Genomic DNA, 22,369 nt, shown 5'->3' on the forward strand with positions numbered 1-22,369 from the left:
CTCCTGACTACCAGTTGGTCCGGGTCGGCCCTCTGCAGGGTCCATGGCCCCGTCCCGGGTCCCAGCCCGAGCTTGCGAGGGTTGGGAAGGACGGGGTCCTTCTTCAGCTGTCGTGGGTGAACTCGAGGGCCGCGTCGAGCAGCCAGTCGGCCAGGTAGCCGGCGAAGGAGGACCGGACGAGGACGGCGACGTCGTCGCCGGTGTCGGACAGGCCCAGCAGCACGACGCCGGCCTGGCCGAGCGTCGTCTGGGCGCTGCTCCCCCGGCCGAACACCCGTGGGTGCAGGTCGATCGAGCAGCCCGTGGCCAGGACGTCGCGCACCCGGGCGCCGGTCAGCCGCAGGCCGATCCGCTGGGCGGAGACGTCGGTGGCGGATCCGCCGAACGGGAGGACGGCGGAGCGGACGCGGGCCTCGAGCTCCTCCGGGGTCTCGTCGGTGCTGGTGAGCAGCCACTCGTCCGGCCCGAGCCAGACGGCGCGCCCGCTGCCGGCCGGTACCCAGGTGTTGGGCGCCGTCGGCAGTCCGACGCCGAGCGCCGCGGACACGGCGGCGTCGACGGTGCCGAGCCGGACGTCGACCGTCGCCACGAACGGCTCGGCGGTGACGGCGACGGTGCCGGGCAGGTCCGCGAAGGCGGTGCTCCAGGCCTCGAGTGGGTGGGTGCGCAGCAGCTCAGCCATCGCGGCGGGCTCCTTCGGGATCGACCAGCACCGCGCCGGTGACCTCGACCGGGACGAGGGTGCCGTTGACGGGGACGTGCACGGTGCCGCCGATGCGGGCCCGCCCGCCCTTCACCAGGGCGAGTGCGAACGGACGGCCGAGCTCGGCGCTCCGGTAGCTCGAGGTGACGTGACCGAGCATCGGCACCGGCGGGGGCGGCAGCTGGCCGTCGGCGGCGAACTCGACGATCTGCGAGCCCTCGGGCAGCAGGGTGTCCCGGTCGACGGGCAGCAGCCCGACCAGCTGCTTGCGCAGCGGGTGCGCGTTGTGGGCGCGGGCGAAGGACCGCTTGCCGACGAAGTCGGCCTTCGTCGCCGAGACCGCCCACGCCAGGCCCAGGTCGTGCGGCGTGACGGTGCCGTCGGTGTCCTGCCCGATGATCGGGTAGCCCTTCTCCGCCCGGAGCACGTGCATCGTCTCCGTGCCGTACGGGGTGATCCCGTACGGGCGGCCGGCGTCGAGGAGCCGCTCCCAGACCGCGACCGCGTACCAGGGGTTGACCGACACCTCGAACGCCAGCTCCCCGGAGAAGCTGATCCGCGCCAGCCGGACCGGCACCCCGGCGAGCGTCGTGTCCCGCCAGGTCATGAACGGGAAGGCCGCGGCGGAGACGTCGACGTCGGGGAACACCGCCCCGACGACGTCGCGGGACCGCGGGCCCACGACCGGGAAGGTCGCCCACTGCTCGGTGACCGAGGTGCAGTGCACGCGCAGGTCCGGCCACTCGGTCTGGCCCCACTCCTCCATCCAGTCGAGGACCTTGGCCGCGCCGCCGGTGGTGGTGAGGACGAGGAAGCGGTCCTCGGCGAGGCGGAGCACCGTGCCGTCGTCGATGACCATGCCGTCGACGCCGCACATCACGCCGTAGCGCACGGAGCCGACCGCCAGGCTGCTCATCAGGTTCGTGTAGAGCCGGTCCAGGAGGACGGCGGCGTCGGGGCCCTGGACGTCGATCTTGCCCAGGGTGGAGCCGTCGAGGATCCCGACGCCGGTCCGGACCGCGGCGCACTCCCGGAGGACGGCGGCCGCCATGTCCTCGCCGGGCCGCGGGTAGTGGCGTGGGCGCTTCCACTGACCGACGTCCTCGAAGACCGCCCCGGCCGCCACGTGCCAGTCGTGGAGGGCGGTGACCCGCTCGGGATCGAAGAGCCGACCGCGGTCGCGGCCGGCCAGCGCGGCGAAGGCGACGGGGGTGTACGGCGGCCGGAAGGTCGTCGTCCCGGTGTCCCGCACCGGGGTGCCCAGCAGCTCGGCGGTGATCCCGGAGGTGAGGATGCCCGAGGTCTTGCCCTGGTCGTGCGCCGTCCCGATGGTGGTGTAGCGCTTGACGTGCTCGATGGAGCGCAGACCGGCGCCGACCGCGCGGGCGATGTCGGCGACCGTGGCGTCGCGCTGCAGGTCGACGAACTGGGTGCTGCCCCCGGCGGCGGAGGTGTCCGGCACCCGCCAGAGCACCAGCGGCGCGGCGGGGACGACGGGCTCGGGGGCGACGGGCAGCCGGTCGTCGTCCGCCGCCGGGATCCCCCGGGCGGCCACCGCCGCGCGGGCGGCCCGCCGGCCGTCGGCCAGGCACCCGGCCAGGTCGAACACGCCGGCCGCCGAGCCGGCGACCGACAGACCGTCGAGCTGCTCACCGGGGAGGAACGCGCCGAGCGCCTCGTCGTAGCGGAGCCGGCCGCGGGCCTGGCTGAACAGGTGCACCGCGGGGTTCCAGCCACCGCTGACCAGGAGCAGGTCGCAGGCGATCGCGGCAGCGGCGCCCACCTGCCCGTCGGCGAACGGGGCGACGAGGGCGTGGGTGACCCGGTCGACCCCCTGCGTGCCGGTCACGACCGACATGGGGAGCACCGGGATGCCCGCCGCCTCGCACTCCTCGCGCCGGCGCGGTGAGCCCTCCGGCCGGGCGTCGACCACCGCCTGCACCCGCACGCCCGCCCGGTGCAGGTCGAGGGCGGCGTCGTAGGCGCTGTCGTTCGTGGTGGCGACGACCGCCTCGCGACCGGGCAGCACGCCGTAGCGGTGCAGGAAGGTCCGGGCTGCGCCGGCGAGCATGATCCCGGGCCGGTCGTTGTCGGCGAAGACGACCGGGCGCTCGTGCGCCCCCGTCGCGACGACCACGGAGGAGGCCCGGAAACGCCACACCCGCTGGCGGGACAGGTGCCGGGGCGCGGCCGCTCCGAGGTGGTCGGTGCGCCGCTCCAGCGCCAGGACGAAACCGTCGTCGTAGCTGCCGAAGGCGGTCGTCCGCTGCAGGTGCAGCACCTCCGGGTGCCCGGCCAGCTCGGCGACCGCGGACGCCACCCACTCCAGCGCCGGGGCGCCGTCGAGGACGTCGGAGCCCGACAGCAGCGAGCCGCCGGCCTCGGACTGCTCGTCGACCAGGGCGACGCGGGCGCCGGACCGGGCGGCAGTGAGCGCCGCGGCCAGACCGGCGGGGCCGGCCCCCACGACCAGGACGTCGACGTGGTGGTGGACGGCGTCGTAGCGGGCGGAGTCGGGGACGTCGGCCAGGCGGCCCTGCCCCGGCACGCCGTGGGCGACGAGCCCGTCGGAGAGCTCGACGGTCGTGGCCAGCAGCATCGGCTCGGGGAAGGGCTCCTCGATCTGCACCAGGCCGCTCGGGTCCTCGGCCCAGGCGGCGGCGATGCCGCGCGGCCGGCCGAGCTTGATGCTCGTGGCGACCTGGTGCCGGCCCGCGGCGAGGAGGGCGGAGGCCAGGGTGTCGCCGGGGTGGCCGGTGTAGGGCTGCCCGTCGAAGGTGAACTGGAGGGTGGTGGCCCGGTCGATGCGGCCGCCCTCGCTGATGCGGAACGGGCCCGTCACGAGGTCACCGGCCTGGCGTCGTCGAGGCGGTAGACGCGCTCGAAGCGGTAGGTGGCCGTGTCCCGGATCGCGTTGAACCAGCGGCGGCAGCCGGCGCTGTGGTTCCACCGCTCGGCGAAACGGCCCTTCGGGTTGTCGCGGAAGAAGACGTAGTGGGCCCACTCCTCGTCGGAGAGCTCGCCCGGGGCGTCCGGGTACGGGACGTGGGCCTGGCCGCCGTAGGAGAACTCGACCTCCTCGCGGGGGCCGCACCACGGGCATGCGATGAGTTGCACGGGGACTCCCTGGGTCAGTGCGCGACGGCGGCAGCGCCGTGCTCGTCGACGAGCGCGCCGGTGACGAAGCGGTCGAGGGTGAACGGCGCCACGGACGGGTGGGGCTCGTCGTGGGCGATCGTGTGCGCCAGGGCCCAGCCGATGCCGGGCGTGGCCTTGAAGCCGCCGGTGCCCCAGCCGCAGTTGAGGTAGAGGCCGTCGTACGGCGTCATGCCGACGATCGGTGAGGCGTCGGGACTGACGTCGACGATGCCGGCCCAGGTGCGCAGCAGGTGGGCTCGCGCGAACACGGGGAAGAGCTCCACCGCGGCAGCCATCTGCCGCTCGATGACGTGGAACGCGCCCCGCTGGCCGAAGCCGTTGAAGGAGTCGACGCCGGCACCCATGACCAGCTCGCCCTTGTGCGCCTGGGACACGTACACGTGCACGGCGTTGGACATGACCACCGTGGGGTGCACCGGCTCGAGCAGCTCCGAGACCAGCGCCTGCAGCGGGTGGCTCTGCACGGGCACGCGGATGCCCAGCATGTCGGTGAGGACCGTGGTGTGGCCGGCCGCGCAGAGGGCGACCCGGCCGGCACCGATGGTGCCGCGCGTGGTGTGCACGCCGGTGACGCGGTTGCCGGTGGTCGCGAAGCCCGTGACCTCGCAGTCCTGGATGAGGTCGATGCCGGCCTCGTCGGCCCGGCGGGCGAAGCCCCACGCCACGTAGTCGTGCTTGGCGATGCCGGCGCGCGGCTGGTACGTCGCCCCCAGCACCGGGTAGCGGATGTCGGCCGACGTGTTGACGATCGGGCAGATCTTGCGCACCTCGTCGGGCTCCACCCATTCGGCGTCGACGCCGTTGAGCTTGTTCGCCTCGACGCGGCGCACGCTGTCGCGGACGTCCTGCAGGGTGTGCGCGAGGTTGAGGACGCCGCGCTGGCTGAACAGGATCGGGTACCCGAGGTCCTCCTCGAGCCCCTCCCACAGCTTCAGCGCCTGCTCGTAGATGGCCGAGCTCTCGTCCCACAGGTAGTTCGAGCGGATGATCGTGGTGTTCCGGGCCATGTTCCCGCCGGCCAGCCACCCCTTCTCGACCACCGCGACGTTCGTGATGCCGTGGTTCTTCGCGAGGTAGTGCGCGGTGGCCAGGCCGTGCCCGCCGCCGCCGACGATCACCACGTCGTAGGAGCGCCGGGGCTCCGCGTTCCGCCAGAGGGAGTCCGGGTGCTCCGGCAGGTCCGCGCCGGGGGTGCGGGGACTCATCGGGGTACCTCCGTGAGGTCGGGGTAGAGCGGGTGGCGGTCGGCCAGCCGGGTCACCCGCGCGCGCAGCCCAGCGAGCTCGTCGGCCCCGACCGTGGGCCGCAGCGCGGTGGCGATCACGTCGGACACCTCCGTGAAGGCGTCGAGGTCGAAGCCGCGCGCCGCCAGTGCCGGGGTGCCGATGCGGACGCCGGAGCTGACCATGGGCGGGCGGGGGTCGAAAGGGACGGCGTTGCGGTTCACGGTGATGCCGATCCCGTGCAGCCGGTCCTCGGCCTGCCGGCCGTCCAGGTCGGAGTTCCGCAGGTCCACCAGGACGAGGTGGACGTCGGTGCCCCCGCTCACCACGCCGACGCCCGCCGCACGGGAGTCGGCGGCCAGCAGCCGGTCGGCCAGTATCCGGGCACCGGCGAGGGTCCGCTGCTGACGCTCGCGGAAGGCCGGCTCACCGGCCAGCTTGAACGCCACCGCCTTGGCGGCGATGACGTGCTCCAGGGGCCCGCCCTGCTGGCCGGGGAAGACCGCCGAGTTGACCTTCTTGGCCAGGTCAGCCGTGGCCAGGATGACGCCACCGCGCGGACCGCCGAGCGTCTTGTGGGTCGTCGAGGTGACCACGTGCGCGTGCGGCACCGGGGAGGGGTGCAGCCCGGCAGCCACGAGCCCGGCGAAGTGGGCCATGTCCACCATCAGGTAGGCCCCCACCTCGTCGGCGATCCGGCGGAACGCGGCGAAGTCCAGGTGGCGGGGGTAGGCCGACCAGCCGGCCACGATCAGCTTCGGCCGCCGCCGGCGCGCCAGCTCCTCCACCTCTGCCATGTCGACCCGGTGGTCCTCGCGTCCCACGTGGTAGGCGGCGACGTCGTAGAGCTTGCCGGAGAAGTTGAGCCGCATGCCGTGGGTCAGGTGTCCCCCGTGCGCCAGGTCGAGCCCGAGGATGGTGTCACCGGGCTCGAGGAGGGCGGACATCGCGGCCGCGTTGGCCTGTGCTCCCGAGTGCGGCTGCACGTTGGCGTACTCGGCGCCGAACAACGCGGTCAGCCGGTCGATGGCCAGCTGCTCGATGACGTCGACGTGCTCGCAGCCGCCGTAGTAGCGCCGGCCCGGGTAGCCCTCGGCGTACTTGTTGGTGAGGACCGAGCCCTGGGCCTGCATGACGGCGAGCGGGGCGGAGTTCTCGCTGGCGATCATCTCCAGCGTGGTCTGCTGCCGGGTCAGCTCGGCGGCGATCGCCGCGGAGACCTCCGGGTCGGTGTCCGCCAGCGATCGGTCGAGCGCGTGGTCCTGGACCGCCGAGGCCGGCGGGGCTCCGTCGAGTTGGACGACCATGCCGGCGTCCCTCCTGTCGTGACAGTCCAGCAACTGGTCCACCAGTCGTCTGGAACCGTGGGAGTTGTCGTGCGGGGTCGAGCGTGCGGCCGCAGTCAGGGCTGCCGGCGGGGGTCGGGCGTCAGTCCGACAGGCGCTGCGTCAGCCAGTCGTGGAAGGCGCCGATGTGGTGTTCGGAGGGCACCAGGACGCCGCCGTGGGCGTAGGCACGGGAGGACATGGCCGGCTGGGTCCGCTCGCAGGCGGCGAAGTCCTGCTCGTTGACGCGGTGGAACAACTCCACCGACCGCGACACGTCCTTGCCCGACTCGACCACCTCGTGCGTGTACAGCCAGTCGCACTGGACGATCGTCCGGTCCGCCGAGACCGGGAACATGCGGTGGAAGATGACGTGGTCGGGCACCAGGTTGACGAACACCGTCGGCTTCACCGTGATGGCGTAGTAGCGGCGGTCCTGGTCCTCCTCGACGCCCGGGAGCCGGTCGAAGCCCTCGCTGCCGTCGACCGTGAAGCCCTGGACGTCGCCCCCGAACTCCGCGCCGTGCCCGACGAAGTACTGCGCCGCGTAGCCGTCGGCGAACTCCGGGAGGACCTCGGTGAGCTCCGGGTGGATGGTCGCGCAGTGGTAGCACTCCATGAAGTTCTCGATGATCAGCTTCCAGTTCGCCTGGACGTCGTAGGTGATGCGGCGCCCCACCGACAGCGCGTCGAGGTCGTAGCGCTCGATCGCCGCCACGCTCCCGAGGCGCTCGACGACGGCGCCCATGACGTCGTCCTCGAACGACGGCGGCTGCTCCGCCAGGCACACCCAGGCGTAGCCCAGCCACTCGCGCAACGCCACGGGCAGCAGGCCGTACTCGACCCGGTCGACGTCGGGCATCTTCGTCAGGTTCGGAGCCGCGACGAGCTTGCCCTCGAGGTCGTAGGTCCAGGCGTGGTAGGGACACTGGAAGGCCCGCTTGACCGCACCGGAGTCCTCTGTGCAGATCTGCGCGCCGCGGTGCCGGCAGACGTTGAGGAACGCGCGGAGCCCGCCGTCCCGGCCGCGGACGACCAGCACGCTCTCCCGGCCGACCTGGACCTTCTCGAACGAGCCGGGCGTCGGCAGGTCGCTCGCGCGCACGGCACAGAACCACATGTCCTCGAAGACGCGGGACTGCTCCAGGGAGAACACGGCGGGGTCGGTGTAGTAGTGGCCCGGCAGGGTGGAGATGAGGCTCGCGGGCTGGTCGGTGGTGGTCATACGGCACCTCGGGGTTCCGTCGGACGATGCGATGTGGGAGGACACGTCGGTGGTCGCACGACGCAGCGTCTGCGACCCATCACCGTCGTCGTCCAGCCAGCGAGCTCACGACGACCGCTGTGTTGCACATTACTCATCAGCGTGCGTGATGCGCAACAACCTACGCAGACGAGTCCGCGATGTCCCGCCCCTCCGGAGAGGGCCCACGTCACCGCCGAGCCGGGGCCCTCGCTCGGAGCGCCCCGCCGGGTCAGCGGCCGGGACCGAAGAAGCCGAGCCGCCGGCTGAGCTCGTCCGCGCCCGTCACGACCCGCCGCGCGATCCGCGGGAAGTCCTCCGGGTCCATGCGGAAGGACGGCCCGGAGACACTGAGCGCGGCGATCACGTCGCCTCCCACGCCGCGGACGGGAGCGGCGAGGGCGTTCAGCCCGACCTCGTACTCCTCGACGGTGGCGCCCCATCCTTGCTCGACGATCCGGTCGAGGTGCTGTCGCAACACCTCGGAGTCGGTGATCGTGCCGGGGGTGAAGCGCTGCAGGTCCCGGGACAGCACGTCCTTGCGGACGGCGTCGGGAGCGTGCGCCAGGAGGACCTTGCCGCTCGACGTCGTGTGCAGCGGCGTGCCCTGCCCCACCCAGTTGTGCGTGCTGAGGGCGGCCGGCCCGCGGGCCTGGCTGACGTTCACCGCCCGGTCGACGTCGAGGATGGCGATGTTGACCGTCTCCTCGAGGTCCGCGGCCAGCGCCTCGCAGATGGGCCGCCCCTCGCGGGCGATGTCCAGCTGTGCCGCGGCGGCGCCCGCCAGGCGCACGATGCCGAAGCCGAGCCGGTACTTGCCCCGATCGGCCAGCTGCTCGACGAAGCCACGGCTCTCCAGCGCGGCGACGAGCCGGAACGCCGTGGACTTGTGCACACCGAGCTCCGCGGCCACCTCCGTGACCCCGGCCTCTCCCTGCGCCGCCAGGATCTCCAGGACGCTCAGCGCGCGGTCGACGGACTGGACGACGGCGATCGATCCCCGTTCTGCGTTCTCTCCCTGCGGCCCGCTCATGATCAGAGCGTAGGGGGCCCGGCGATGCACACGCCCCCGTCGTCCCCTTGACGGGGGAGCCGACCCGCCGCCATGCTGTTGCGCTATCGGCATCCAGTTGCGATATTCGCAACACGATCTGCTGGAGCGCTCATGATCCCGGTCTGCCCCACGAACGCGCTGCCGCCCGGCGAGGCGACCCGAGTGGAGGCCGATGAGCCCATCGCGGTCTTCAACGTCGATGGCGAGCTCTACGCGATCGACGACACCTGCACCCACCAGGACGCCTCGCTGGCCGACGGCTGGCTGGACGGCTGTGCCGTGGAGTGTCCGCTGCACGCCTCGTGCTTCGACCTGCGGACCGGCAAGGTGTCCGGCCCGCCCGCGAAGAGGCCGGTCCGCACGCACCGGGTCGTCGTCCAGGACGACATGATCTACGTCCTCCCGCACCCGGCCGAGGAGGGAGCCGCATGAGCGCCACGGTCGCCGTGATCGGCGCCTCCCTGGCCGGCCTGTCGGCCGCGCGCGCACTGCGCGCCCGGTCGTACGAGGGCCGCATCGTGGTCGTCGGCGACGAGGTGCACGCGCCCTACGACCGCCCCCCGCTGTCCAAGGAGTTCCTCGCCGGCACGGCGTCGCTGGAGGACATCGCCCTGGGCGCCCCCGACGACGAGGCCCTCGGTCTCGAGTGGCGGCTGGGCACCCGGGCGGTCGGCCTGGACCGCCACACCCGGTCGGTGGTGCTGGACGACGGCAGCGAGCTCCGGGCGGACGGCGTCGTCCTCGCCACCGGCGCCCGCGCTCGGCGCCTGCCGGGCAGTGACGGGCTCGACGGCGTGCACGTCCTCCGCTCACTGGACGACGCCATCGCCCTGCGCGAGGACCTGGCCAGCGCGCGACGGCTCGTCGTCATCGGCGCCGGCTTCATCGGGGCCGAGGTCGCGTCCACGGCCCGGGCGCTCGGCCTGGAGGTCACCGTCGTCGAGACCCAGCCCGTCCCGCTCGCCGGCCCACTGGGCGCGGACATGGGCGCCGTCTGCGCCGGCCTGCACGCCGACCGCGGCACCCGGCTGCTGGTCGGCACGGGGGTCGCCGGGCTGGTCGGCACGGGCAGGGTGCAGGCCGTCGAGCTGACCGACGGCACGCGCCTGCCCGCCGACGTGGTGGTCGTGGGCATCGGCGCCGTCCCGAACACCGAGTGGCTGGCCGACTCGGGAGTGGCCCTCGGCAACGGCGTCCTCACCGACGCGCGCGGCGCGACGAACCTCCCGGGTGTGGTGGCGGTGGGCGACTGCGCCGCCGCATGGTCGCCCGCGGCGGAGCGCCACGTCCGCATCGAGCACTGGACCAACGCGCTCGAGCAGCCGGCCACCGCGGCCGCCACCCTCCTGGGCGCCACCACGCCGGCGCCGGCGCCGCCGCCGTACTTCTGGTCCGACCAGTACGGGGCCCGCATCCAGTTCGCGGGCGCACGCCGCGACGGCGACGTCACCCGCGTGGTGGAGGGGAGCTGCGCCGAGCGCAGCTTCCTGGTGGTCTACGAGCGCGACGGGCACCCCGTGGCCGTCCTCGCGATGAACCAGCCCCGCCTGTTCACCCGGTGGCGCCGGCAGCTGCGCTCGGCCGTGCCGTCCGCCTCCTGACCCCAGGCGCCGCGACCGCCGCGGCCTGCGCCGGGGCCCCGCACCCCTGGACCGCCGACACGGCGGTCCAGGGGTGTTCGACGTGAGACACCGGCCCGGGCGAGGTGGAGCGGGTGCGGTGACGCCCCTCCCGGCCACTCCCGGACCCGGCCGCACGCCGGCCCCGGCGCCCGGGACCGGCCGGCTCCCGTGGACGCGCGTGCGCCGCAGCCCCGCGTGGCCGGGGCGCGGGGCGCGGGGCACGGTGGTACCGGGTCGCGTCGACACGAGGAGGCCTCCCGGCAGTGGAGGGCGGTCGAGCCGCTCCACTGCCGGGAGGCCGCCACGTGCGGCTGGGGTGCTAGTCCCGCGGATCCCGCGGACGTCCCACGGGTTCCGCCTCGGGCTGCACGTGGGAGGGGACGGACGGACCCTCCGCCACGAAGTTGCCGGTGCCGACCGGCCGCTGGCCAGCCCCTTGCGGGGTCGTCGGGGCCCCCTCCGCCGCGGCGGCGTCCGGTGCACCGGTGCTCCGCGACGGTTCCACGACGATGACGAAGTCGTCCCCGTGCCGGCTGATGCCGTCGACGACCGCCTGCTCGATGGCCAGGCTGGCGTAGGTGCCGCGCAGCACGATGGGGTCACGCCGCAGGTCCTTGACCAGGCTCACGGCCATCGCCGCCATCACGAGGGCGAACGGCAGCGCCGCGATGATCGTCAGGTTCTGCAGCCCGGTCAGCGCCGCCCCGTCCTCACCCAGCAGCAGCATGATCGCCGCGACGGAACCCATCACGACGCCCCAGAAGACGACGACCCAGCGGCTGGGTTCCAGGGTCCCGCGCTGCGAGAGCGACCCCATGACGATGGAGGCCGCGTCCGCACCGGAGACGAAGAAGATCGCCACGAGCACCATCACCAGCACCGTCGCGGCGGTGGCGAGGGGGTACTCGCGCAGGACGGCGAAGAGCTGCCCCTCGGTCGTGCCCTGCCCGGCGACGTCGAGACCGCCGCGCTGGGCGGCGATCCCCGCCCCGCCGAACACGGCGAACCACAGCAGGCTGACCAGGCTGGGCACCAGCAGCACGCCCGTGACGAACTGGCGGATGGTCCGGCCGCGGCTGATGCGCGCGATGAACAGCCCGACGAACGGCGTCCAGCTGATCCACCAGGCCCAGTAGAAGACCGTCCAGCCGCGCAGCCAGGCGGCCATCGGGTCCCCACCGGTGGCCTCGGTGCGTGCGGCCATCTCGCCGAGGTCGGAGAAGTAACTGCCGACGGCGTCCGGGATCAGGTTGAGGATGAAGATGGTCGGGCCGACGACGAAGACGAACGCCGCGAGCAGCAGGGCCAGCACCATGTTGGTGTTGGACAGCCACTGGATGCCGCGCGCGATGCCGGAGACGGCCGAGGCGACGAAGGCTGCGGTGAGCACCGCGACGATCGCGACCAGCACGCCGTTGCCGACGTCCCCCGCCCAGCCGAGGATCTGCACACCGCTGCCGATCTGCAGGGCGCCCAGGCCGAGCGACGCCGCCGATCCGAACAGGGTCGCGAAGATGGCCAGGACGTCGATGACCCGGCCGGCCGGACCCGTCGCGCGGCGCTCGCCGAGGAGCGGGATGAACGCGGAGCTGATCAGCTGCCGGCGGCCCCGCCGGAAGGTGCCATAGGCGACGGCCAGACCGACGACGGCGTACATCGCCCACGGGTGCAGCGTCCAGTGGAACAGCGTGGTGGCCATCGCCGTCTGGATGGCCTCGGCCGACTCCCCCTGGACCGTGAGCGGCGGCGGGGCGACGAAGTGCGACAGCGGCTCGGCGACCCCGAAGAACATCAGCCCGATGCCCATGCCGGCGCTGAACATCATCGCGATCCACGAGATGGTGCGGAACTCCGGCCGCTCTCCGTCGCGTCCCAGCGGGATCCGCCCGTACTTGCTGGCGGCCAGCCAGATCACGAAGACCACGAACGCCGACGCGAGGAGCACGAACAGCCAGCCGAGGTTGCCGGTGACCCATCCGAGCACCGAACCGCTCGCCGTCCCGAGGCCCGTCGGGCTGGCGAAGCCCCAGACGACGAAGCCCAGTGCCATGGCGGCCGCGATGGCGAACAGGACCCGGTCGACGGCCCAGCGGTGGTCGGCGACGCAGGGCGGCGACTCCGCGATGGCCGGGTGGGTCCCGGTCGTCGCTGCGTCCGTGGCGCCGACGGATGGGGAGTCCCCACCCGCACCGGTGGCGCCGCGCTCGGTCGTCGACCCGGGCCCGGCGTCGTCGGCCAGGCCTGGTGGGCGGGTGGACGAGGCCTGCTCCCTACGCGGTTGCTCCATGACACTCCCCATTCGTTGTTGCGTCATCCGAGACCGGCTTCGCATGAGGGAACCAGAGCGTCAGTCGTGGAACAAGAGCCCGACGTGATTGTTTACACAGTCCCGGCTCGACCCGGACACTGCGTCACGTCTGCGTGACGACGAGGTCACGCGGTTCCGAGCACTCCCCCTCCGGCCGCGTCCGGCGGCCCGGGGCGCCCGAGGCGGAGCGGGCCGGCGGGTGGACCGCCCGGCCCCGGCGCGATGGGTCGTCGACTGTGGACGACGGCTCGTGGGTCGTAGGTTGGCGGCCGGGCGGCCGGACCCGTCGGGGGCTTCGTGGACCGCACGCGACCATCCGATGGAGGAGAGACGGCCGATGAGCACCATGGAGCAGAGCAGGGACGTCGCGCTGGAGCCGGTGCGCGCCACGCTGAACTACAGCGTCCCGACCGGTCAGCGACCGCGCCTGGACAACGACGACTACTCGCGGAGCCTGACGTTCCTGACGCCGGTCGAGATGCCGGTCGTCGACGGCGCCGGACTCCCGACGCCCCCCACGCTGGAGGCCGAGGGCTTCGTCTGTCTGCCCCACCGGGTCGACGTGACCGGTGTCGCCGACTCGGGCGACGCCCGGGACCGGTACATCGCGGACATGAAGCGCTTCATGCTCGAGCTCAGCGGGGCCGACGAGATCCTGATCGCGCCTCGCGCGGTGGTGCGACGCCAGGCCCATGTCGCCGCGACCACGGCCAACGAGACACCGACCGTGGACTTCGTGCACTCCGACTTCTCGTTCGCGGGGTCCCCCGACCCCGAGACCGGCGGGTACGGCGTGCCGTCGCGGGCCGACGTCCGGCGGACCGCGTCCTTCAACCAGTGGCGGCTGTTGTCGCCGGGTCCGACCCAGCGCCCGCTCGCCCTCTGCGACGCGCGCACGGTGGCGGCCGAGGACGTGATCCCCGGCGACTCGGTCTTCCCGGCGCGCGACTGGTCGTTCGAGCTCGCGTTCATCGGGCACGACCCCGACCACCGGTGGGTCTACTTCCCCGGCCTGACCAGCGAGCAGGTGCTGGTCTTCAAGCAGGCCGATTCCGATCCCGGTCGACCGCGGGTCGTCCCCCACACGGCGTTCACCGACCCGTCCTGCCCTCCCGGGGCGGCACCACGGATCAGCGTCGAGACCCGCTGCATCGCCGTCTGGTACAGCTGAGGCGGCCCGGCGCGACGGCGGCGGCAGACGGGCCGGCCCCGCGCCGCGAGGCCGGCGGGCAGCCCGAGCAGCCGGTGCGCACGACCGCCACCGCGGACTACGCGCGTTCCTGCAGGTCGCCCTCGCCGAGCGCCCGTGGCCACCGCCCGCGTCGCCCGGAGATCCCCTCGTCGGGTCAGGCCGGGACGCCGTCGACGACACTGCCGGGCACCACGGCTAGGCGGTCGCCACCGCGTCGAGCACCCGCAGCCGGGCCGCCCGGCGCGCCGGCCAGACCGCGGCGAGCACCCCGATGACCGCCCCGACGGCCAGGAAGAGGAGCATCCGCCCGGCCGGGACGACGGGCCGGCTGATGCCCGCGGTCGCCAGCGCCTGGACGAGCGCGAGACCGAGGACGGTGCCGAGCACGAGACCCATCACCGCGCCGTACACGGAGATGACGACGGACTCGAGGCGGACCATCGACCGCAGTTGCCGCCGGTCCATCCCGATGGCCCGGAGCAGCCCGATCTCGCGGGTCCGCTCGATCACCGAGAGGGCCAGTGTGTTCACGATGCCCAGGACCGCGATGATCACCGACAGCGCCAGCAGGGCGTTGATGATCAGGAGCAGCTGGTCGACGAAGCCGCGCTGCTCGGCAGCGAACTCCGCCTGGTCCTTGAGGGTGACCACCGGGTAGGGCTCGAGCGTCCCCTCCAGCTGCGACCGGACGGCGCCGGCGTCCGCGTCGGCCGCGAGGTCGACGTAGACGAAGCGGTCCAGAGGCTCTCCCCCGGCCGCGGTGAAGGCATCGAGGGACACCACCACCGTGCCGGCCGCCTGGTTGGCCGCGTAAATCCCCCCGAGGGTGAGGTCGAGGGGCCGGCCGTTGGCCAGGACCGCCGGGACGCTGTCGCCCACCGACCAGCCGTTGCTCGCTGCCGTGTCCTCGTCGACGAGCAGGCCGCCGTCCCGCAGCCCCTCCGTCCCCCCGCTCACGTAGTCCAGCACGAGGGCGGAGTCGAGCGTGTCCGCGTCGATCGCACTGATGAACGTCGGGGCGCCGTCGAACGCCGCCTGCCCGAACCGCTGCTGCGTCACCGCCTCGACACCGTCGATGCCCCGGATCTGCTCCGCGATCTCCGCGCTGAACGGCGCGCCCACCGCGGTGGACACCACGTAGTCCGCCCCCAGGGACTCCTCGACCAACGCGTCGACGGACGCGCTGGTCGAGGCACCGATGATGCTGAAGCCGCTCACCAGGGCCAGGCCGACCATGAGCGCGGACGCCGTCGCCGCGGTCCGGCGCGGGTTGCGCACCGCGTTCTCCCGCGCGAGGCGCCCGGCGGTACCGAACAGCCGGGGCAGGGCGGCGCCGATACCCCGCAGGAACGGCCTGGCGAGCACCGGGCTCAGGGCGATGGCGCCGAGCAGCAGGGCGAGCGCGCCCAAGCCGACGAGGCTCGCGGCCGTGCTGCCGTCGTCGACGACGAGGGCGGCGACCAGGGCGGCTCCGCCGGCGACCGCCACCACGCTCCCGACCACCGTCCGGCGGAACAGCGACCGCTCGACCGCGACGTGGTCGTCCCGCATCGCCGCCACCGGCGGGGTCTTCGCGGCGCGACGGGCGGGGAGGTACGCCGCCGTCACCGTCACGAGGACCCCGACGGCGACGGCCCAGACCACGGTGTCCAGGGCGAAGACCAGCCCGCCGTCGAGGGTGAGCCCGAACGACCCGAACAGGCCCCGCAGGCCGGCGGCGACGCCGAAGCCCCCGGCGAGGCCCACGGCCGAGCCGACGACGCCCAGGACCAGGGCCTCGGCCAGCACGGACCGCGTGACCTGGGCGCGGCCGGCGCCCAGCGCCCTCAGCAGGGCCAGTTCCCGCGTCCGCTGGGCGACGAGCATCGAGAAGGTGTTGAGGATGATGAAGGTGCCGACGAACAACGCGATCCCGGCGAAGGCGAGCAGGAACACCTCGACGAAGGCCAGTCCCTCCTGGAAGTCGCCGGCCAACGCCGCTGCCTGCTCGTCGGCCGTCCGGACGGTGTACCCGTCCCCGAGCGCCGCGGCGACCCGGTCCCTCAGCTGCGCGTCCGTGACCCCGTCCGCGGCGAGGACGCTGATGCCGTCGAAACGGCCCGGCTCGCCGAAGAGCTCCTGTGCCGTCGCCGTGTCGAACGCCGCCAGGGAGGCCCCGGCGGAGCCGCCGGTGTCCCCGAAGGTGAAGACGCCGACCAGTTCCGCCTCGACCCGCGGGCCGGTCGTGAGGACGGGGACCGAGTCACCGAGGGCGTACCCGGCCTTCTCCGCCGAGTCGACGTCGAGGGCGACCTGCGCGGGACCCTCGGGGGCCCGGCCGTCGACCAGGGTGCTGCTGGAGAGCTGCCGGTCGGGCTCCCAGCTGATCCCGATGCCAGGGGCGCCGCCGGTGTCGAGGACGGCGCCGTCACGGTCGAGGACGTAGACGCCCTCGGCCTGCACGTAGCCGGCCGCCGCCGCGACGCCCTCGACCTCGAGCACCTCGTCGACGGCGTCGGCCGACACCGTCGAGACCGCGCCGCTGCCCTCGAGGCCCGAGTCGAAGGCCGACGCCGCCTCGACGTTGACGTCCGAGGCAGTGCTGGAGAACAGGTCGTCGAAGGTCTTGCTGAGGGTGTCGGTGAAGATCATCGTCCCGGAGACGAAGGCGACCCCGAGGACGATGGCCAACCCGCTGAGCGCGAGACGCAGCTTGTGCGCGAGGAGGTTGCGCAGCGTGGCACGCCACATGTCACGCCCCCAGGGCGGCGTCGAAGGCCTTCATGCGCTCGAGCACCCGCTCGCGGTTCGGGGCCGACATCCCGTCGACGATCCGGCCGTCGGCCAGGAACAGCACACGGTCGGCGTACGCCGCGGCGACCGGGTCGTGGGTGACCATGACGATCGTCTGGCCCATCGCCCGGACCGACGTCTGGAGGAACGACAGGATGTCCGCGCTGCTCCTCGAGTCGAGGTTCCCGGTCGGCTCGTCGGCGAAGACGATCTCGGGCCGGCCGGCGAGCGCCCGGGCGCAGGCGACGCGCTGCTGCTGGCCTCCGGACAGCTCGCTCGGCCGGTGCGCCAGCCGCGGCCGGAGCCCCACGGTGTCGATCACCCGGTCCAGCCACTCCTGGTCGGGCCGTCGACCGGCGATGTCCATCGGCAGGGTGATGTTCTCCAGCGCCGTGAGCGTCGGCAGCAGGTTGTACGCCTGGAAGACGAACCCGATCTCGTCCCGGCGCAGCGCGGTGAGCTGCCGGTCGTTGAGCGAGCTCAGCTCGGTGGTCCCGATGTAGGTCTGGCCGCTGGTCACCGAGTCGAGGCCGGCCATGCAGTGCATGAGGGTCGACTTGCCGGCACCGGAGGGCCCCATGATGGCGGTGAACTCGCCGCGCGGAAAGGCGACGTCCACCGCGTCCAGCGCGACCACACGGGTGTCCCCTGCACCGTAGATCTTGCTCAGGCCGACACTCCGGGCAGCGGCAGGCGCGTCGAGCCCGACCCGCGGGGTGGGGATGTCCTGGATGGTCACGTTCGCTCCTCGGGGGGGGTCAGGACCTGCGCCGGTCGATGGCGGCCGACGTCGGGCTGCGTGACGCCCGGAACCGCGGGCTCGCCGGGACGTGCCGCCACGCAGTGCTGCTCGCCTCGTCCGCCGACCAGCGCCGACGGCGCCGCTGCCGAGGTGCGTGGATGCCGCTACCGGTCGTCGCCGCCATGTCGGAGGCCCCACCCTGGCGCAGCCGTCGCGTGGCACGGCAGGGCCGAAGGTCGGTGCTCTGCAGTGGCTTGCGCAAGCGCTCCCTCGATCCGTCCGCCACCGCACGTGGCCGCGGCGTCGGCCGCCGCCACCGGGCGCATCGACTCCCTGCCCACTCCGGGACCGGGCTCGCGAGCCGTGCTCAGGGGCGACGTCGGAGACTCTCGCCTGGGAGGACGCCGTACCGCTCCCGGTAGTGGGCCGCGAAGCGCCCGTGGTGGGGGAAGCCCCAGCGGGCGGCGACCTGACCGACCGTCACCATCGCCGGATCGGCGGCGAGCAGGTCGCGGTGCACATGGCGGAGTCGCACGTGGCGCACGTACTCCGTCGGTGACGTGCCGAGCGAGCGCTGGAAACCCTGCTGCAGGCCCCGGACGCCGACGCCGACGGCTCGGGCGATGTCGCCGACGGTGAGCGGGTCGCCGGCGTGGGCCTCGATGTGGTCCCGGGCCCGGCGCACCACGGACGCTCCCGCGGCCGGCGTCGGTGCTCCGAGCTCGTCCCGGTGCTCGTGCAGCGCGGTGAGGAGCAAACCGGTCATGACGCTGTGGGTGAAGGGCCCGGCCAGCATCGGCTGGCGGATCAACGCGTTCTCGTCGGCGAGGTCGGTGGCGAGTGATCGCACGAGGGCCGACCACTGGGCCCCCCGGCCGCTGGAGAGGTCCAGGTGGAGGTCCAGCTCGATCGAGTGGCGCAGCGGCCGGTCCAGCAGCTGCTCCAGCTCGCGGTCGAGCGCCGTTCGGGCGATGCGCAGGGCGAGGACCGGGCCCGGCGACGCCCAGCCGGTGAAGACGGCGTCCCGGTCGGGCACGTGCACCAGCGCCGCCCCCGGCCCGGCGACGACCTCTCGCCCTCCGCTGACGGCGATCACCGACCCGCCCTGGGGGACGTTGACCTGGTAGTGCCCCTGGTGGGAGCTCTCGATGCGGACCTCGGTGTCGTAGGACAGCCAGCCGACGGTGAGGGGTCCGAGGGAGGCCGCGTCCAGGGACATGGCGAAGTGGGCGGCGTCGCCCAGCACGGTCACCCGGTGGCGGTGGTAGACCCGGGTGCCCACCTCACGCGCCTCGTCGGGGTCCCCGCTGCGGACCGACACCTCCGGCAAGGACCGGGGACGTGCACCCGCAGGACCGGTCATGGCTCGTCCCATCTCATCCGCGGTGCGAACGGCGCGGGTCGGCATGCGAGCAGTTCCGACCGTCGCGTTGTGCCCTGGGCCACACAGCGAGTGTCCTACGGACGCCGTCCGTCACCGACGAAGGAGTTCCCCGTGGCCCGAGTGCTCCCCCCCGGACTGACCGAGTCCGACTTCGACGCCGCCATCGCCCGCTTCAAGGACGTCGTCGGCGAGAAGCACGTCGTCACCGAGGACGGCGACCTGGCCCGCTACCGCGATCCGTACCCGGTCGGCGGTCAGCCCGCCGAGGGCGCCTCGGCCGCCGTCTCCCCGGAGACCACCGAACAGGTGCAGGAGATCGTCCGGATCGCCAACGAGTACGGCGTCCCGCTCTCGCCCATCTCGACCGGGAAGAACAACGGCTACGGGGGCGGTCAGCCCCGGCTGTCCGGTGCGGTGGTCGTGGACACCGGGCAGCGGATGGACCGCATCCTCGAGGTCGATGAGAAGTTCGGTTACGCGCTGCTCGAGCCGGGCGTCTCCTACTTCGACCTCTACGAGCACCTGCAGGCCAACGCACCCTCCCTGATGCTCGACTGCCCCGACCTGGGATGGGGCTCGGTGGTCGGCAACACCCTCGACCGCGGTGTCGGCTACACGCCCTACGGCGACCACCTCATGTGGCAGACCGGCCTGGAGGTCGTGCTGCCCACCGGCGAGGTCATGCGCACCGGCATGGGTGCGGTGCCGGGGAGCAACACCTGGCAGCTGTTCCAGTACGGCTTCGGTCCCTTCCCCGACGGCCTGTTCACCCAGTCCAACCTGGGCATCGTCACCAAGATGGGCATCGCGCTCATGCAGCGCCCTCCGGCGTCAGAGACCTTCGTCGTCTCCTTCGACCGGGAGGAGGACCTGCAGCAGGTCGTCGACATCATGCTGCCGCTGCGGATCAACATGGCGCCGCTGCAGAACGTGCCGGTGCTGCGCAACATCATCCTCGACGCCGGCGTCGTCTCGAAGCGCACCGAGTGGTACGACGGCGACGGCCCGCTGCCGCCCGAGGCGATCGAGGAGATGAAGTCCGAGCTCGGCCTCGGGTACTGGAACCTGTACGGCACCGTCTACGGCCCGCCACCGGTCGTCGAGACGTACCTGGGGATGATCAAGGACGCGTTCCTCCAGGTCCCCGGCTCGCGGTTCGCCACGACCCGCGACCGCGACGAGGCCACCGATCGCGGCGCGCACGTCCTGCACGACCGGCACCGGATCAACAACGGCATCCCGTCCCTCGACGAGATGAAGCTGATGGAGTTCATGCCCAACGGCGGGCACATCGGCTTCTCGCCCGTCTCGGCCCCGGACGGCGCCGACGCGATGAAGCAAGCGCTCATGGTGCGCCGGCGGGCCGACGAGTACCGCAAGGACTACGCCGCCCAGTTCGTCGTCGGCCTGCGGGAGATGCACCACATCGGCCTGTTCCTGTTCGACACCACCGACGCCGCGGCCCGGCAGGAGACCCTCGATCTGGCCCGCGTGCTCATCGACGAGGCGGCCGCCGAGGGGTACGGGGAGTACCGAACCCACAACGCCCTCATGGACCAGGTCATGGGAACCTACGACTGGGGCGACGGCGCGCTGCTCAGGTTCCACGAGACGGTCAAGGACGCCCTCGACCCCAACTCGATCATGGCACCGGGGAAGTCCGGCATCTGGGGCAGGAAGTACCGCGGGCAGGGTCTGTGACTCGTCGCTGACACCGGGGGCCCCTCACCGGTGGCGGGGCCGGCGGATCGAGGCGGTCCTCACCTGCCTCCTGGTCAGGAGGACCCTGCTGATCGTCCATCCGGGCGGACGTCCGCGGTGACCGGCAGGCGTGACCGCAGTGTCGGCACCCCGGGGCCGTCGAGCTGGTCGAGGTAGGGCACGCGGCCGGCCATGCTCATCACCAGCGCCAGGGTCGGTCCTGAGACCAGGGGGCCGCTGCCCGTGGTGAACGGCCCGTCAGTCGCCCGCAGCTGCAGGCCGGCCACGTGGGAACGGCTGGCGACCGTGAAGTCGCGTCGAGCGAAGAAGTACGCCACCGGCGTCAGTGCGTCGACGCTCGGCGTCCGAGGGAGCCCCAGCGGCTGGCGGATGTCCTGCGCGTGCACGACGACCTCGCCGAGGTAGGCCGGGGTGTGTCCCGACGGTGCGGTCGTGCTGCTGATGACGGCGCGGAAGCGATCGAGCGTCTCGGCCGGGGTGTTGCCGCGCTGCTCGGCCAGCCGGCGCTCGTTGTGCACGTCGGGCCGGAATCGCGCGCCGAGCATGCTGCGCAGCCACTGCCACCGGTCGACGCTCGCCGCGGCGGTCAGGTGGGCGACGACCTGCTCGACGTCCCACTCCCCGCACAGGCTCCCGTGCCGCCACTGCTCTGGGCTGAGGCCCGCGAGGTCCTCGGCCAGTGCGGCCCGCTCCGCGTGTGCCGAGACCCACAGGTCGTCGTCGTGCACTCGTGCCATCAGCTGCCTTCTCCGTCCTCGGTGACGTGACGACCATCCAGACCCGCGCCGACCGCCGACGTCATCGGCAGCGCTGCGCGCGACTCCTCCAGCGGGTCCTCCGGACGGTGACGGCCGGGGCCGACCCCGCTAGTGTGAACCCAGCGTCGCGTGCCGGTGGCAGACCGTGCCAGGCATGGAGGCGCCGGATCGAAGGAGGACGACGATGAACTCGTCGCCCCTTTCGTCCTCGCGTGTCTGAGCGCGAGACGATCAGGCTGGTCGCCTGGAGCCGTGAACTGCGCCTGGTGCACGAGCGCCTGAGAGCGGCTCTGGGGCTCACCCGGAGCTCCCTGGCGGACGGCGCTCCCGAGGAGACGGCCACCCGTGAGTTGCTGCTGTACTGCCGGGGGTTCTGCACCGCTCTGGACGGACACCACCGCGGCGAGGACCGGACTCTGTTCCCGGCCATCGCGGCTGCCCATCCCGAGCTGGGCCCGGTGCTGCGGTCGCTGGAGCAGGACCACTCGATGATCGCCCACCTCCTCGAGGGCCTGCGGGTGGCGACGGAGCGAGGTGCGCCCCGGCCGGAGCTGGACCGGCACCTGGAGGGGATCGCCGCCGTGATGGAGAACCACTTCCGCTACGAGGAGCGCCGACTGCTCACGGTGCTCGAGACCCTGGAACTGGACGCCGGGACGAGCGAGGTGCTGGGACCGCTGTGACGCCGGCACCAACCCACGGCACCATGGACGCCGGGACATGACCCTGCGCGGACTCTTGACACGCACCGCGCACCACCCGATGCTCCTGTATGTCGATACATACCGTTCTCAGCCGGAGTTGGCCGGATGAGTGACGGCGAGCCTGCGCCCGGCGTTCGCCGTCTGGGTCCTCCACTCGACGCGAGCCACAGGCCCACCACGACTCCATCGGTGGGGAGGCGCTGGACTCACTGGCGCGCAACCGCCCCGGGAGGAGGTGACCCTCGTCCGGGACGAGGAGGAACCGCGCGTCGAACGCCATCAGCAGCTGCAGGTGCGTGCCACGGTCGCGCCGGCGCCCTACGCCGCCGCGGTGAGGGAGATGCTGCGGGCCCCCGTCGGTCCCGTGCCCGCGGTCTGACGGCGAGTCGCCCGCCCCGCCGGTCACCGCTCCGTCCCACACCGTCACCAGTCCAGCATCGCGGTCCGCGCGTCTGGAC

Annotated in this window: 18 protein-coding genes; 6 read left to right on the forward strand and 12 right to left on the reverse strand. The window is 73.0% G+C overall.

The window, feature by feature from the left end:
* Positions 1 to 103 precede the first annotated feature (103 nt).
* The 7 genes from GCU56_RS16510 to GCU56_RS16540 all read right to left on the reverse strand — a co-directional run bounded on the left by GCU56_RS16510 (position 104) and on the right by GCU56_RS16540 (position 8,686).
* The gene (locus GCU56_RS16510) at positions 104 to 682 is read right to left on the reverse strand and encodes a sarcosine oxidase subunit gamma (protein ID WP_163482836.1); all 579 of its coding nucleotides are present in this window, start codon (positions 680 to 682) and stop codon (positions 104 to 106) included.
* A complete protein-coding gene (locus tag GCU56_RS16515) occupies positions 675 to 3,545 on the reverse strand; it encodes a 2Fe-2S iron-sulfur cluster-binding protein (RefSeq protein WP_163482837.1) in 2,871 nt (956 codons plus the stop codon). The genes GCU56_RS16510 and GCU56_RS16515 overlap by 8 nt, the downstream gene beginning before the upstream one ends.
* Positions 3,542 to 3,820 (reverse strand): sarcosine oxidase subunit delta family protein, encoded by a 279-nt coding sequence (locus GCU56_RS16520; RefSeq protein ID WP_163482838.1) that lies wholly within the window; start codon positions 3,818 to 3,820, stop codon positions 3,542 to 3,544. Before GCU56_RS16520 ends, GCU56_RS16515 begins: the two co-directional genes overlap by 4 nt.
* Before the next feature lie 14 nt (positions 3,821 to 3,834).
* Positions 3,835 to 5,067 carry a sarcosine oxidase subunit beta family protein gene (locus tag GCU56_RS16525; RefSeq protein ID WP_163482839.1) on the reverse strand — a complete coding sequence of 411 codons (1,233 nt, stop codon included), beginning with the start codon at positions 5,065 to 5,067 and terminating at the stop codon, positions 3,835 to 3,837.
* A complete protein-coding gene (glyA, locus tag GCU56_RS16530; RefSeq protein ID WP_163482840.1) occupies positions 5,064 to 6,392 on the reverse strand; it encodes a serine hydroxymethyltransferase in 1,329 nt (442 codons plus the stop codon). Before glyA ends, GCU56_RS16525 begins: the two co-directional genes overlap by 4 nt.
* Positions 6,393 to 6,513: 121 nt before the next feature.
* On the reverse strand, positions 6,514 to 7,635 hold the full coding sequence (locus GCU56_RS16535; RefSeq protein ID WP_163482841.1) for an aromatic ring-hydroxylating oxygenase subunit alpha: 1,122 nt from the start codon (positions 7,633 to 7,635) through the stop codon (positions 6,514 to 6,516).
* A gap of 250 nt (positions 7,636 to 7,885) precedes the next feature.
* The gene (locus GCU56_RS16540; protein ID WP_163482842.1) at positions 7,886 to 8,686 is read right to left on the reverse strand and encodes an IclR family transcriptional regulator; all 801 of its coding nucleotides are present in this window, start codon (positions 8,684 to 8,686) and stop codon (positions 7,886 to 7,888) included.
* A 132-nt stretch (positions 8,687 to 8,818) separates the two neighbouring features.
* Here GCU56_RS16540 and GCU56_RS16545 point away from each other — a divergent pair, with 132 nt between their 5' ends.
* Together GCU56_RS16545 and GCU56_RS16550 are read left to right on the forward strand one after the other, a co-directional pair.
* Complete coding sequence (locus tag GCU56_RS16545) at positions 8,819 to 9,139, forward strand: bifunctional 3-phenylpropionate/cinnamic acid dioxygenase ferredoxin subunit (protein WP_163482843.1); 321 nt, start codon at positions 8,819 to 8,821, stop codon at positions 9,137 to 9,139.
* Positions 9,136 to 10,308, forward strand: a complete 1,173-nt coding sequence (locus GCU56_RS16550; RefSeq protein ID WP_163482844.1) for an NAD(P)/FAD-dependent oxidoreductase — start codon at positions 9,136 to 9,138, stop codon at positions 10,306 to 10,308. Before GCU56_RS16545 ends, GCU56_RS16550 begins: the two co-directional genes overlap by 4 nt.
* A 340-nt stretch (positions 10,309 to 10,648) precedes the next feature.
* On the opposite strand, the gene GCU56_RS16555 is transcribed toward GCU56_RS16550, so the two are convergent.
* The gene (locus tag GCU56_RS16555; RefSeq protein WP_204332234.1) at positions 10,649 to 12,616 is read right to left on the reverse strand and encodes a BCCT family transporter; all 1,968 of its coding nucleotides are present in this window, start codon (positions 12,614 to 12,616) and stop codon (positions 10,649 to 10,651) included.
* 358 nt (positions 12,617 to 12,974) lie between these two features.
* Here GCU56_RS16555 and GCU56_RS16560 point away from each other — a divergent pair, with 358 nt between their 5' ends.
* Entirely contained in the window at positions 12,975 to 13,808 is an 834-nt protein-coding gene (locus tag GCU56_RS16560) for a CmcJ/NvfI family oxidoreductase (protein WP_163482845.1), read from the forward strand.
* 216 nt (positions 13,809 to 14,024) lie between these two features.
* Here the strand turns inward: GCU56_RS16560 and GCU56_RS16565 are convergent, their stop codons facing one another.
* The 3 genes from GCU56_RS16565 to GCU56_RS16575 form a co-directional block, all read right to left on the reverse strand.
* Positions 14,025 to 16,559, reverse strand: coding sequence for an ABC transporter permease (locus GCU56_RS16565; RefSeq protein ID WP_163482846.1), 2,535 nt, complete (start codon positions 16,557 to 16,559; stop codon positions 14,025 to 14,027).
* A 1-nt stretch (position 16,560) separates the two neighbouring features.
* Positions 16,561 to 17,340, reverse strand: coding sequence for an ATP-binding cassette domain-containing protein (locus GCU56_RS16570; protein WP_163482847.1), 780 nt, complete (start codon positions 17,338 to 17,340; stop codon positions 16,561 to 16,563).
* 370 nt (positions 17,341 to 17,710) lie between these two features.
* On the reverse strand, positions 17,711 to 18,664 hold the full coding sequence (locus GCU56_RS16575) for a helix-turn-helix domain-containing protein (protein ID WP_163482848.1): 954 nt from the start codon (positions 18,662 to 18,664) through the stop codon (positions 17,711 to 17,713).
* Positions 18,665 to 18,838: 174 nt separating this feature from the next.
* Here GCU56_RS16575 and GCU56_RS16580 point away from each other — a divergent pair, with 174 nt between their 5' ends.
* Positions 18,839 to 20,428 carry an FAD-binding protein gene (locus GCU56_RS16580; RefSeq protein WP_163482849.1) on the forward strand — a complete coding sequence of 530 codons (1,590 nt, stop codon included), beginning with the start codon at positions 18,839 to 18,841 and terminating at the stop codon, positions 20,426 to 20,428.
* A gap of 74 nt (positions 20,429 to 20,502) precedes the next feature.
* Here GCU56_RS16580 and GCU56_RS16585 read toward each other — a convergent pair whose 3' ends face one another.
* On the reverse strand, positions 20,503 to 21,186 hold the full coding sequence (locus GCU56_RS16585) for a maleylpyruvate isomerase family mycothiol-dependent enzyme (RefSeq protein WP_163482850.1): 684 nt from the start codon (positions 21,184 to 21,186) through the stop codon (positions 20,503 to 20,505).
* A gap of 233 nt (positions 21,187 to 21,419) precedes the next feature.
* On the opposite strand from GCU56_RS16585, the gene GCU56_RS16590 reads away from it, so the two are divergent.
* Together GCU56_RS16590 and GCU56_RS16595 are read left to right on the forward strand one after the other, a co-directional pair.
* The gene (locus tag GCU56_RS16590) at positions 21,420 to 21,890 is read left to right on the forward strand and encodes a hemerythrin domain-containing protein (protein WP_163482851.1); all 471 of its coding nucleotides are present in this window, start codon (positions 21,420 to 21,422) and stop codon (positions 21,888 to 21,890) included.
* Between the two features lie 256 nt (positions 21,891 to 22,146).
* The gene (locus GCU56_RS16595) at positions 22,147 to 22,290 is read left to right on the forward strand and encodes a hypothetical protein (RefSeq protein WP_163482852.1); all 144 of its coding nucleotides are present in this window, start codon (positions 22,147 to 22,149) and stop codon (positions 22,288 to 22,290) included.
* The last annotated feature ends 79 nt before the right edge of the window (positions 22,291 to 22,369 follow it).

This window comes from Geodermatophilus sabuli, from assembly GCF_010686765.1.
In the GTDB taxonomy this organism is placed as follows: Bacteria; Actinomycetota; Actinomycetes; order Mycobacteriales; family Geodermatophilaceae; genus Geodermatophilus; species Geodermatophilus sabuli_A.